The following is a 12,902-nucleotide window of genomic DNA, read 5'->3' as shown; positions in this document are numbered from 1 at the left end:
GCGCCGGGTCGAACCGGATGAGGCAGGGAATACGCGATGCTCGTGAAGATCAAGACCGGAGCGAATATCTCCGGGGCCGAACAGGAGTTCGTCGAATGCCTGCGGTCGTATCCGACGACCGGCGTCGCATTGGTCGGCCTGGAGGTCGGGGAAAACGGGGCTCGCCGGGTGGATGCGGTCATCCTGACCCCACGCGGTATCGCCGTCTTCGATATCAAGGGCTTCCGCCGCCGTCAGAGCGGGATTCTCAGCATCCCGGGCGGGGGTCCGTGGACAATCAGCGCGGAGCCCGCCGACCTGGATGAGGACATCTCCGGCAACCCGGTCGATCAGCTGGAACACTGCGTGCACGCGGTGAAGACCCGGCTGGAGCGGGCACTGATCGATCCGGGCCACATTTGCGGTGCCATCGTACTGCTGCCGTTCCGCGGGGTCGCGGTGCGTCCGGCGCGGACCAATCTGCGTCCCGGCATGGATGTCGTCATCGCGAATGCCCGCGACGCGACCGAACTCCGTATCTACCTCGAGGGCTTTTCCGCCGGACCGCGCAACTGGACCGCGGATAGGGTCGGCGCCGCCTGCGAAGCGCTCGCCGCCGACAAGCCTTCCCGCGCCGAATTGCTCGCCGACGGCTTCGACGAGGTGCAGCCCAAAGCGCCGTCGCTGTCGGCGCGTGAGATGCGTCGGAACGCCATCCCCGCACCGCTGCCGCCGAGCACGCGGCAGACGACGGCGGGGTGGGCGGTCTTCGCGGCGGCCCTGATCGGCATGGTCGTAGTCCTCATCGTGATCGCGAGTTCGCTCGCCCACAACTCGGCCCATCCGGCCCGTGAACTGGATATCCCGACGACGAGCGTGACGCCCTCGCCGCCGCCGTACCACCCGATCGAGTGCTGGCCGCTGCAGAAAAACTGCTGATCCGGTCGGATCAGAACGCGGCTTCGTCCAGCTCCATGATGTCAGTATCGATCGCGGCGAGAATGTTGTTCACCGCGGTCAATTCCGGCAGCGCGTTCTTCGCGAAGAAGCTCGCGACGGCGACCTTTCCGGAATAGAACGCCCGATCCTGCTCCGGTGCTTCGGCGGCCAGTGCGGCGGCCGCGATCTCGGCCTGGACCAGCAGTCGCCAGCCGATGAGCAGATCGCCGACCGCGAGCAGGAAGCGCACCGAACCGAGCCCGATCTTGTACAGCTCCTTCGGATCCTGTTGGGACGCCAAGAGATATCCGGTCAGCGTGGCGGTCATCGCCTGCACATCGGCGACCGCGGTGGCCAGTAGCGCCCGTTCGGTTTCGAAGCGACCCGTCTTCGCCTCTAGGAAGGCGGTGATCTGCCCGCTGACATGGGCGAGCGCAACACCCTTATCCCGGATGATCTTGCGGAAGAAGAAGTCCTGTGCCTGGATCGCGGTGGTGCCCTCGTAGAGCGAGTCGACCTTCGCATCGCGGATGTACTGCTCGATCGGGTAATCCTGCAGATAGCCCGAACCACCCAGTGTCTGCAGCGATTCGGTCAGATACTGGTAGGCCCGCTCGGAACCGACACCCTTGACGATCGGCAGCAGCAGATCGTCCACCCGATGGGCCAACTCGGCATCGGCGCCCGAAACCAGCTGTGCCACATCGGCATTCTGATGGGCGGCGGTGTAAAGGTAGACCGCGCGCAGACCTTCGGCGTAGGCCTTCTGCATCGCCAGCGAGCGCCGTACATCCGGGTGGTGGGTGGTGGTGACGCGCGGGGCCGCCTTATCCGCCATCTGCGTGAGGTCCGCACCCTGCACGCGCTGCTTGGCGTAGTCGAGCGCGTTGAGGTAACCGGCGGACAGCGTGCCGGTGGACTTGATGCCGACCACCATGCGAGCGTTCTCGATCACCTGGAACATCTGTGCGATGCCGTCGTGCACCTCGCCGACCAGCCAGCCCTTGGCGGGCACATCGGTCGCGCCGAAGGTCAGCTCACAGGTGGGCGAGGATTTCAGGCCCATTTTGTGCTCGACGCCGGTCACATAGACGCCATTGCGGTCGCCCAGTTCGAGCGTCTCGTGATCGAACAGGAATTTCGGCACATAGAACAGCGAGAGCCCCTTGGTGCCGGGACCGGCCCCCTCCGGGCGAGCCAGCACCAAGTGGAAGACGTTCTCGGCGGTCTCGCCGACATCACCACCGGAGATGAAGCGCTTGACGCCCTCGATATGCCAGGAGCCGTCCTCCTGCTCGAGCGCCTTGGTACGGCCCGCGCCGACATCGGAACCGGCGTCGGGCTCGGTCAGCACCATGGTGCTGGCCCAGCCGCGGTCGTAACCCTTTGTGGCCCACTGCTTCTGCTGTTCGGTGCCGACATTGAACAGCACCGAGGACAACACCGGGCCCATATTGAAGAAGCTCGCCGCCGGGTTGGCGCAGGTGATCATCTCGTTGATCGACCAGACCACCGGGGCGGGCGCGGGGGTGCCGCCCATCCCCTCCGGCATACCGAGCCGGCTCCAGTCGGCCTCGTACACGGCCCGGATGGTCTTGCGTAGCGTCTCGGGTACCGAAATCGAGAAGGTCGTCGGATCGTAGACCACTGGGTCGCGGTCGGCCGCGGCGAAGGATTCCGCGACCGGTCCCTCGGCCAACCGCTTCACTTCGGACAGAATCTCGCGCACGGTTTCCGAATCGAGATCGCCATAGGCACCCGTATCCAGGAGCTTGTCCAGTCCCAAAACCTCGAACAGGTTGAACTCGATATCCCTGACGTTCGCCTTGTAGTGACCCACCGGTCCTCCTCGACTCCCCCTCCGCGACCGGGCAGCCACGGAATCGGCGTTCTGACGTTGTACAAAAAGAGCCTGCCGTACCTCTGTGTTGCTACGCAACCGTAGCCAGCTCGGGGACCTCGCAGTGGCTTCCGAGCGAATACCACGAGCGTGCACACGACGGAAACGTGCACAACGGACTCCTCACCGCGCGATATTCCGGCGCGCCAACTTCTGTTTTGAGGTTCGCATCACGAATACAGCCATGAGACCGCAGCCGGCTGGTAGGTAAGCACAGCCGAATGCCCAAGGCCGACATCGGTATCGCCGAGGTCGGCCTTTGCGCGTCACTTGAGTACGTACGGCGATACCGAACTTCGATGTTCGCTGATATCGAGGACCTTGCCCAACGGCGGGAACGCGCGCTGTGGGCAATTGGCGCGTTCACAGACCCGGCAGCCCGCACCGATCGGCGTGGCCTTCGCCACGTCGAGATCGATACCGTCGGCGTAGATGACGCGGCCCGCATGCCGCAACTCGCATCCGAGCCCGATCGCGAAGGTCTTGCTGGCCTGGCCATATCGGGTCGCGCGGCGTTCGACGGTGCGGGCGACCCACAGGTATTTGCGACCGTCGGGCATCTGGGCGATCTGCGTCATGATCTTGCCCGGATAGGCGAAGGTCTCATAGACATTCCACAGCGGGCAGGTGCCGCCGCTGGAAGAGAAGTGGAAACCGGTGGCGGACTGACGTTTCGACATATTTCCGGCGCGGTCCACGCGCACGAACGAGAACGGAACGCCTCGCAGTTTGGGCCGCTGCAAGGTCGAAAGTCGATGACAGATGGTCTCGTAACTCTGGGTGAAGAAGGCCGAGAGCCGCTCGATATCGTAGCGGAAATCCTCGGCGACCTCGTGAAAGTGCGTGTAGGGCAATACCGTCGCCGCGGCGAAATAGTTCGCCAAGCCGAGCATGGCCAGCTTACGGGTGTCCTCGGCGGCGAAATTGCCCTCTTCCACCAGCTTTTCGAGCAGATCACCGCATTCGAAATAAGCGAGTTCCGCGGCGAGTTTGAAGGTGCGCTGGCCACCGGAAAGATGCGGCGCGATCTCGAGCCGCTGGGTCTGCGGATCGTAGCGGTGCAATACGCCCTCGCCGAGATCGATGCGCTCGATAATGTGCACATCGTGAGCGCGCAGCAGGCGAGCGACCTCGTTGTTCACATCGCCGCCGTGGAATCGGATGCGGGCGGTGAGTTCCTCTGCGGCGGTATCCAATTCGTGGATGTAGTTCTGCCGCTGGTAGAAGAAGTCGCGCACCTCCTCGTGCGGTTTACTGATCGCGGCGCTGCCGGCGCCGTCGGCGAAGCGGTCCTCGGTGGCGGCGGCCAGCTGTGCGGAGGTATTGCGGTACCGGTTGTGCATATTGACCAGGGCACGCGCCATACTCGGATGCGCGGAGACCATATCCGCGATCTCCTGGGTGTCGGCCTCTATGCCGAGTTCCTGGTCCATCACGACCTCTTGGAGTTCGGCGATGAGCCGGGTGTCGTCCTGGGTCGAGAAAAAGGTCGCGTCGACACCGAATACTTCGCTGATGCGCAGCAATACCGGTACGGTGAGCGGGCGCACATCGTGTTCGATCTGGTTGAGGTAACTCGCCGAGATCTCCAGCTTCTGGGCGAGTGAGACCTGGCTCAGCCCTCGTTCGGTCCGCAGCTGACGAAGTCGCGCCCCGACGTAAGTCTTGGCCATGCGTCCACCCTATGGTCGGGTTCGCAAACCTGCCAATGGGTAATTAGCGGCGGATCTGAGCGATATGTCACAGGGCCGGGCTACCGTCGACTGATGCTGTTCTCGGATGTCGTGCAGGCCTCGCAGACCGTCCGTGCGACCCGCTCCCGGAAGACGAAAATCGCCACCCTGGCCGCGTTGTTATCCGCGGCCGCCCCGGACGAGCTGGCGCCAGTGGTCGCCTGGGTCTCCGGTGAACTGCGGCAGGGCCGCATCGGCACCGGCTGGCGCACGCTGACCGCACTCGAATACGAGCCCAGTGAACTTGCGACGCTGACGGTTTCGTCGGTCGACAACACGCTGAGCGAATTGGCCACCACGTCGGGCCCCGGCTCGACGAACCGACGCAAGGAATTGCTGCGGCGCTTATGGGCCGCCGCCGCCGCCGATCAGCAGGCATTCCTGTTGCGCCTGCTCGGTGGCGAGCTGCGTCAGGGCGCGCTCACCGCGATCGTCGCCGAGGCGGTTGCGGTGGCCGCGGACGTGCCGATCGCGTTGGTGCGGCGGGCGTACATGCTCTCCGGGCAGCTGCCGGTCACCGCTGTCGCGGCACTGACCGGCGGGGCCGAGGCGCTGAGCGAATTCCGGCTCGAGGTCGGCCGCCCGATCCAGCCCATGCTCGCCTCGCCCGGTGCGACGCTGGATGAGGCGCTGGCCGAATTCGGTGATGAGGTGAGCGTCGAACACAAACTGGACGGCGCGCGGATCCAGGTGCACCGCGACGGTTCGCGGGTCTGGGTGTTCACCAGGACGTTGCGCGATATCACCGCCGGGGTGCCGGAGCTGGTCGATCTCGTCGCCCGGCTCGACTGCACGAGTGTGGTGCTGGACGGAGAAACAGTGGCGCTCACCGATTCCGGACGACCGCGTCCGTTCCAGGAGACGATGAGCCGCTTCGCCGAGGTCGGCTCGACCAGGGAATTGCTGCTGCACCCGTACTTCTTCGACTGTCTGCATCTGAACGGTGTGGATCTGCTCGATGCCCCGCTGCACAAGCGCCGTGCGGCGCTGACCGAGGTAGCGGCAGCACATAGCATCCCGGCCCTGATCCGTCCCGATGCCGAGGCGGCCGCGGAATACTTCGATGGCGCGTTGGCGGCCGGCCACGAGGGCGTCATGGTCAAGTCGTTGACCGCGCCGTACGCGGCGGGCCGCCGCGGCCGGTCCTGGCAGAAGATCAAGCCGACGCATACTCTCGACCTGCTGGTGCTCGGTGCCGAATGGGGTTACGGCCGTCGCACCGGATATCTGTCGAATCTGCATCTCGGCGCGCGGGATCCGGTGACCGGCGAACCGGTAATGGTCGGCAAGACCTTCAAAGGCCTCACCGATGCGCTGCTGCAATGGCAGACCGCCGAATTTCCGCGGCACGAGCGCACCCGCGACGAATACGCCGTCTACCTGTGGCCGGAACTCGTCGTCGAGATCGCCCTCGACGGCGTCCAGGTCAGCCCGCGCTATCCGGGCGGTGTCGCGCTGCGCTTCGCCCGCGTCGTGCGCTACCGACCCGACAAATCCGCTGCCGATGCCGACACCATCGATACGGTCCGTGCACTCCTGCCGTAATCGAGTGGCCGAATAGATTAGGAGGTATGGACCCCATTCGCCGCCGCCGAACACCGCTACGACGACTGGTGCCGATCAGGTGTCTCGACTCCCAGACGATTCACAGCCGGATTGTCAGCATTCTCGAGGTGATCGGAGCAGGATGATCAGTGTCGGCGAACGAAGTGGCTCCTGGTGTAAGGGGCCTGCCATACGACTTCCCATTCGCTCGACTTCGGCGGTTCACTGCCCGGACCGTCATCCCGCCGACCGGCGGCGCCCACCCCTCGCTCGCGCCGCCGGTCCGCAATTTTCTCGTCGGGCGGCTGCGCGGCCATCGGTCGCAGCGGCAGCAGCCAGACGATCGCGGCGATCAGTGCGACGGTGGCGAGCAGGGCGTACGAATCGCCGAGTAGGAATTGCCATGGCGTCCAACGGAATTCCCGGCCCTCGGTCTGCGGTACCTGCCAGATCAACCCCTGCGGCAGCAGGGGCCGATCCCGATCCCACGCGCCGAACTGGTCGGCCCGCAGCGGCCAAGCGAAGACGAACAGATAGATGAGCCCGGGCACGGTGAGCCGGACCGCGAGCGGTCGGTGGCGCAGCACGTGGATCAGCCACAGCAGTGCCGGTGCGATCCACACCCAGTAGTGGGTCCAGGAAATCGGCGAGACCAGCAGCATCACCGTGGCCGCGAGCAGTGCGCCCAGCAATTCGTCACCGCGCAGGTAGGCGATCCGGGCCGCCGCCATGCCGGCCGATCCGAACAGTCCGGCGCAGACCAGCGCGGATGTGCTGTCGTTCCAGGTCGACCATTCCAGGCGGCCGAACATGCCGTTGATGGACTGATTCTGCACATAGGCGAAGCCGATGCGGTTCTGCGAGCTCATGGTCGTGGTCCAGAACTGCAGCGCCTGGGTCGGCCGGTACCAGAAGCCGATCGCGACCGTGGCACCGAAGGTCGCGGCGGCCGTCGTGGCGGCCCGGAACTGGCGGGTGATGAGCAGGTAGACGATGAAGACCGCGGGAGTCAGCTTCAGTCCGGTCGCGATGCCGATGAGGACGCCCCGGTATCGGCTGGCCTCGGGCATGGCGAGATCTGCCAGCACCAAGGCCATCAGGATCGCGCTGAGCTGCCCGAAACGGAATGTCTGCTGGACCGGCTCCAACCAGATCGCGGCGCCGGTGACGGCGATGCTCAATGCCAGCAGACTCGCGCCGCGGCGCCGGTGCTGGAGTTTGGCGGCGCTCCAAACGCTCACGAACAGCGACACCATGGTGAGTACCGTGACGCCGGTCCCGATGTAGTTGATCGGAAATCTCGCCAGTTCGGCACAGATCCACGCGGCGAAGACCGGATAGAGGAAAGGCAGGCCAAGCGGTCCGCGGCCGTCGTACAGCAATGCGGGATTGGTCGCCGCGGTCGTACCGCCCCACATATAGACCTGGAGATCGATCTGATGCCAGTACATCTGCCAGTTGGGCCGCAGGAATAGCAGCCAGGCGCCGATGGACAGGGAGGTGAATACGATGGCGGCACTGAGCGTGAATTTGTGCGAGACCTTGGGCGGCGTCCCCACACCGACAGCGCGCTGTTCTCCTGATTGCAGGACGACAGCCATGGAGTTGTTTTTCCTTCATCAGGTGATACAGCTCGAACGGGCAGCAAATCCTTAGCTAAACTAACAGCAATTCAGCCTATCATCGCTGGCCGCCACTGGCTGCCCACACTTCCCAGGGCTGGTGAGAACTACCCGGCGAGCACCCGCAGCAGATGTTCGACCTCGAACCGGATCGCGTCCCGGGCGGGGTGCAGGTACCTGCGTGGATCGGCAATGGTGGGGCCGTCCGCGAGGACTACCCGGATCGCTTCGGTGGCAAGGACATTCAGCCGGGTGGCGATATTGATTTTGGTCATGCCGTGCGCGACGGCGGCGCGCAGACCCGCGTCGGACACGCCGGAGGAGCCGTGCAGCACAAGGGGCACCGGAACCTTCGCGGCCAGCCGGGCAATCAGGTCGTTATCGAGTTCGGCGGTACGCGTTCGCATCGCATGCGAGGAGCCGACCGCAACGGCAAGCGCGTCCACGCCGGTCACGGCGACGAATTCGACCGCCTCGTCCGGATCGGTGCGCACACCGGGGGAGTGGGCACCGTCCTTACCGCCCACCTCGCCGAGTTCGGCCTCGACGAAAACATCGCGTTCATGGCACCAGCGGACGATATCGGCGGTGGCGCGGACATTTTCGGCGTATCCGAGGGTGGAGCCGTCGTACATGACCGAGCGGATACCGAGGTCGACGGCGGTGTGGATGAGTTCGAACGAAGTGGCGTGGTCCAGGTGAACGGCGATATCGGCGCCGCTGTCGGCGGCAATACGCAAGCAGGCCAGCGTGATCGGGGCCAGGCTGCCGTGGTAGTGCACCGTATTCTCCGAAAGTTGAAGCAGCACAGGGCATTCAGCGGCCTCGGCGGCCGCGGCGATGGCCTCGGCATGTTCGATGGTGATCACATTGAAGGCGCCGAGACCGCCCGGGCGGGCGGTCTCGATCAGGTCCGCGACCGGGCGCGAGGTCATGGGGCGCTCTCCTGCGGGGTGGCCAGTCGTTCGACGATCACCGTCGGTGCGATCTGGGTGCGCAGGCGGCGGTCGATTTCGCCGGCGACCGGAATGACAACGGCGGCCGCGGCCGTGGCGACCGCGTCGACCAGCACGGCGGGCCAGTCCGGGGTGCCGCTCGCATCCGACAGTGCCGCGATCACCGCAGCGGTCGCGGAATCGCCCGCGCCGGTGGGATTTCCGGCGAGCGGTTCGGGCAGGGCCGCCGACCACGCGCCCTCGGCGGTGACCACGACCATGCCCGCGGCGCCGCGGGTCGCGATGACGGCGCGCACCCCGCGTTCGATCAGCGGCCGTGCGGCCGTGGCGACCTCGATGGGCGTCTCCGGGGCCCGTCCGGTGAGACGTGCCAGCTCTTCGGTATTCGGTATCAAGACGATGCCGGGGACCTGGGCGGCCAGCCGCAGTGACTCGCCGTCGACATCGCAGATGGTCGGGACACCGGCGGCAATGGCGGTACGCGCGATTTCGGCCGGCAGGCCGTGGGGGATGCCGCCCGGCAGTGATCCGGAAATGACCAGTCCGTTGATATCGGGCAGCATGCCGGATACGCGGACCGAGAGCTGTTCGGCGGCATGTGGATTCGAGACCCGCGCGCCCGGCTCCCACAGCGCGGTCGCGGTACCGTCGCCGGATTCGCTGATCACCACCGTACGCCGAACCCAGGGCAGTGCGTGCACGAAGTCCACCGGCATCTCCAGCTCGGCGGCGGCCGCGAAGGCGTGGTCGGAGAAACCCGTTGCCCTGGCATACTTTCCGAGCTGATTGAGCACCCGCGTCACATTGACACCCTTGCCGCCGATGCGCTGCTCGACCGAACGGACCCGATGGGCGTTGCCGCGCTCGAAATGCTCTACCCGGTAGGTCATATCGTAGGCGGGATTCATTGTCACGGTGAGGATCACGTCAACAACTGTCCACGTCTGAGCACCCGGCGCAACTGTAGATTGTCATCGACTATCAGCAGATCGGCGAACTGGCCGGCCCTGAGGTCGCCCACATCGGACAGCCCGGCGGCCGCGGCCGGTACCGACGTGGCGGCGATCACAGCTTCGCGCAATGGCACACCGCAGGCGCGGACCGCCCAGGCCAGGCAGCACAGCAGGTGAGCGGTGCCGCCCGCGATGGACCCCTTGGCTGTCCGGGCCACGCCATCGGTGACGCGGACGACTTGCGGACCGAGCTGGTATTCGCCATCGGACATGCCCGCGGCCTGCATCGCATCGGTGATCAACGCGACCTGTCCGGGTGCGGCCGCGAAAACCAATGCGCCGAAACCGGAGTCGAGGTGTACCCCGTCGCCGATCAGCTCGACTACAACCTGGCGCTGCGCCGCGGCGACGAGTGCGGCTGCCACCGGACCGGATGTGCGGTGATGCAGTGGCGGCATACCGTTCGCCAAGTGCGTGACCAGAGCGCCGACCCCATTGGGGCGTAGGGCCTGTCGGAACCGGGCGAAGTCGGTATCGCTGTGGCCGAGCGATATCACCACACCGCTGTCGGAAAGGCGTTGGGCGACCGTGTCGAATCCCGGCAGCTCCGGGGCGAGTGTCATCACCCGCAGATGTCCGTCGGCGGCGGTGAGCAGTTGTTCGGTCAGTTCTGGATCGGGATCGCGCAGAAATCGGGGATCCTGTGCGCCACAGCGGGCAGCGGCCAGAAACGGTCCCTCGGCATGGATTCCGCCGATGGTGCCCTCGGCCGCCAAGGTTCGCAGTGCGGCGATCTGCGCGACCATATCGGTCGCGGCACCGGTGACAACGCTGGCCAGCACGGTGGTGGAGCCGTGCCTGTGATGGAATTCGGCGGCCGCGCGCGCCTCGGCATTGTCGACCGTATCGAATCGGTGGCCCCATCCGCCGTGGTTGTGAATATCGACGAGGCCGGGCAGTACGATGCCGGACAATGGCGGCACGGTCGAATCCGGATGTGCGGCAACCCAGTCCGCGAGCGATTGCACCCGGTGGATGCGGCCCGCGCGGATGGACACGACACCGTCGTCGAAGGTGGATGTCGCCGATACGATCCGTCCGCGAATCTCGGAACTCACGCGAACACCCCGACGCGCGTCATATGAGGGCTCCCTGTCTGGCGTACAGCGCCGCGCCCATGAGCCCCGCGCGAGCACCGAATTCGCCGAGCACCACCCGCGGTGCGGGCACCACGCGCAGGCGTTCGGCAATGGTGTGGCGCAAGGGCTCGGCGAGCGCGCGCCCGGCTCCGGCCAGGCCGCCGCCGAGAATGATCAGTTCCGGACAGGCCGCGTGGATCAGGCCGAGCAGTCCGTCGGCGAGTGCGCTGATAGCGTCGTCGACAACGGCTCTGGCGTGCGAATCCCGATCGATGATTGCGAAAACATCAGCCGCGCTTGCTGTTTCGTGTCCGGTCCGCTTCGCGTAGGCACGGGCGATGGACGCACCCGATGCCACCGTCTCCACACAGCCGATATTGCCGCAGGGACAACGTAATCCGTCCGCGTGCCGGACCGCGATGTGCCCGTATTCGCCGGTCTGTCCAAAGGCGCTGCGTATCAAACGACCGCCGACGGAAAGGGTGCCGCTGATGCCGGTGCCCAGAATGACCACGCATACGTCGTCGTGGCCGCGCCCGGCGCCGAAACGCCATTCGGCCCAGCCCGCCACCGCGACATCGTGCTCGATCAGCACCGGCATATCCCAGCGACGGGTGAACCGATCGCCGATATGCACATCGCGCCAACCGACATTGCTGCTGAATACCGCGATCGAACGGCCCGGATCGACAATGCCCGGCAGCAGCACCGCCGCGCGTGCGACACGATCGCGCTGGTCTTCGGTCAACTCGGCGAGCAGCTGATCGCCGAGCGCCCCCATGGTTTCGAAGGCCACCTCGCCGCGCGGTGTGGCCACCACATCCGCGGCGAGCACCGTGCCCGCGGCATCGGTGACCTCGCCTTTTATCGTGGTGCCGCCGACATCGAGGCCGAGTACCAGCAGATCGTCGGTCAACGCCGTGACCGGCAGCTGCTGTTGCGCGACCCGTCCCGCCGTCGCCGCGGCGTCCGGCGCCGCCGAGCTGTGTTTACCCACCCCGTCGGCTCCGCGTCCTTGCCATCCCCCTGCCGCATGCGTGCGGCCCGCGAGATCGTCGCGGCGCACGCCGGTCCGGGGCTGTTCGGTTCCCATATCCCGCAGAGTAGTTCCTGGTAGCGGAGGCTCACCGATCCAAGACGACGGAACGGTTCAAGTTGCGTGGATGGTCCGGGTCGAGTCCTTGGTCGGCGGCGCGCAGCACACAGAGCTGGTGTACGCGGACCAGATCGGCCATCGGGTCGATATCGCGGTGTTCGAGGTGGGCGCCGGTGACGGCCACATCCGCCGCGAAATCGGGGATCAGGGCTCCGAAGGCCCAGACGGCGCGGCCCGGGGTGGAGATGCTGATCGGGCCGTGTCGGTATTCGGTCTGCAGATACGACTCGGTCCAGGACTGACAGGATTCGCGCAGCTTGAGCCCCGCCTCCTCGGCGATCGCGGCCGCGAACCCCATCCCGACGAAGCTGATCTGCTCGGCACCGCGCACCGCGGCCAGTGTCGTCGCCGGATCTTCGGCGAGTACCGTCCTGGCCTGCTCGACGGCTGGACGCAGATCCTGGCCCAGGTGCCAGCGCAGGATCGCCAGCGCGGTGGTGGCGAAACGGGTCTGCACCACCGACTGCTCGTCGACCTCGTCGATCAGGATCGGATCGCCGAGGTCGAGTACCGGGGTGCCCGGACTGCTGCAGATGACGGTGCGCGGGATGTGTGTGGGGATCGCCCGCATGGCATCGACCACCTCCGTGGTAGTGCCGGAGCGGCAGATGACCAGGTAGCGGTCGTATTCGCGAGCGCTGCGAACCTCGCCGGCGGGCCACGCGTCGGTAATGCCCTGGCCCGCACCCTCGCGTAGCGACGCGATGGCACGGGACATGAACAGCGAAGTGCCGCAACCGATGACGGCGACGCGCTCGCCTGGCTGGGGCAGTACGGCCCGGTGTTCGGCGGCGGTGGTCTCGGCGCGAACCCAGTTGTCCGGCTGGGTGGCGACTTCGGCGGCCAGATGAGTCACGGGAGCGGGGATCGGCACACCAACAGAATCAACCCGAGTGATCGTTTATGTCAAATTTAAGATCAAATCGGTCATATGTGATCAATATTGGGTCTAGTCTGTTGGACAGTCGATTCGTTCGCTC

General features: G+C 65.9%; 10 protein-coding genes. 2 read left to right on the top strand and 8 right to left on the bottom strand.

What is annotated here, in order from left to right:
- Positions 1-36: 36 nt before the first annotated feature.
- Positions 37-918, top strand: a complete 882-nt coding sequence (locus tag ACW2Q0_RS11190; protein ID WP_457188951.1) for a nuclease-related domain-containing protein — start codon at positions 37-39, stop codon at positions 916-918.
- Between the two features lie 10 nt (positions 919-928).
- Here the strand turns inward: ACW2Q0_RS11190 and ACW2Q0_RS11185 are convergent, their stop codons facing one another.
- Together ACW2Q0_RS11185 and ramB are read right to left on the bottom strand one after the other, a co-directional pair.
- Positions 929-2,758 (bottom strand): acyl-CoA dehydrogenase, encoded by a 1,830-nt coding sequence (locus ACW2Q0_RS11185; protein ID WP_457188949.1) that lies wholly within the window; start codon positions 2,756-2,758, stop codon positions 929-931.
- Positions 2,759-3,084: 326 nt separating this feature from the next.
- Complete coding sequence (gene ramB / locus ACW2Q0_RS11180; RefSeq protein ID WP_457188947.1) at positions 3,085-4,491, bottom strand: acetate metabolism transcriptional regulator RamB; 1,407 nt, start codon at positions 4,489-4,491, stop codon at positions 3,085-3,087.
- Between the two features lie 93 nt (positions 4,492-4,584).
- Between ramB and ACW2Q0_RS11175 the strand changes: the two genes are divergently transcribed.
- Positions 4,585-6,096, top strand: a complete 1,512-nt coding sequence (locus tag ACW2Q0_RS11175; protein WP_457188944.1) for an ATP-dependent DNA ligase — start codon at positions 4,585-4,587, stop codon at positions 6,094-6,096.
- Positions 6,097-6,242: 146 nt separating this feature from the next.
- Here the strand turns inward: ACW2Q0_RS11175 and ACW2Q0_RS11170 are convergent, their stop codons facing one another.
- The 6 genes from ACW2Q0_RS11170 to ACW2Q0_RS11145 all read right to left on the bottom strand — a co-directional run bounded on the left by ACW2Q0_RS11170 (position 6,243) and on the right by ACW2Q0_RS11145 (position 12,796).
- A complete protein-coding gene (locus ACW2Q0_RS11170; protein ID WP_457188942.1) occupies positions 6,243-7,697 on the bottom strand; it encodes a glycosyltransferase 87 family protein in 1,455 nt (484 codons plus the stop codon).
- A gap of 128 nt (positions 7,698-7,825) precedes the next feature.
- Positions 7,826-8,653 (bottom strand): class II fructose-bisphosphate aldolase, encoded by an 828-nt coding sequence (locus ACW2Q0_RS11165; RefSeq protein ID WP_457188940.1) that lies wholly within the window; start codon positions 8,651-8,653, stop codon positions 7,826-7,828.
- The gene (locus tag ACW2Q0_RS11160; RefSeq protein WP_457188938.1) at positions 8,650-9,588 is read right to left on the bottom strand and encodes a hexose kinase; all 939 of its coding nucleotides are present in this window, start codon (positions 9,586-9,588) and stop codon (positions 8,650-8,652) included. Before ACW2Q0_RS11160 ends, ACW2Q0_RS11165 begins: the two co-directional genes overlap by 4 nt.
- An 8-nt stretch (positions 9,589-9,596) precedes the next feature.
- Positions 9,597-10,745, bottom strand: coding sequence for an N-acetylglucosamine-6-phosphate deacetylase (locus tag ACW2Q0_RS11155; protein ID WP_457188936.1), 1,149 nt, complete (start codon positions 10,743-10,745; stop codon positions 9,597-9,599).
- A gap of 19 nt (positions 10,746-10,764) precedes the next feature.
- Positions 10,765-11,859, bottom strand: coding sequence for an ROK family protein (locus ACW2Q0_RS11150; protein WP_457188934.1), 1,095 nt, complete (start codon positions 11,857-11,859; stop codon positions 10,765-10,767).
- 31 nt (positions 11,860-11,890) lie between these two features.
- Complete coding sequence (locus ACW2Q0_RS11145; protein WP_457188932.1) at positions 11,891-12,796, bottom strand: SIS domain-containing protein; 906 nt, start codon at positions 12,794-12,796, stop codon at positions 11,891-11,893.
- Between the last annotated feature and the right edge of the window lie 106 nt (positions 12,797-12,902).

This window comes from Nocardia citri, from assembly GCF_054065835.1.
Note: the sequence above shows the minus strand (reverse complement) of the source record. Positions and strands in the feature narration are given on the sequence as shown.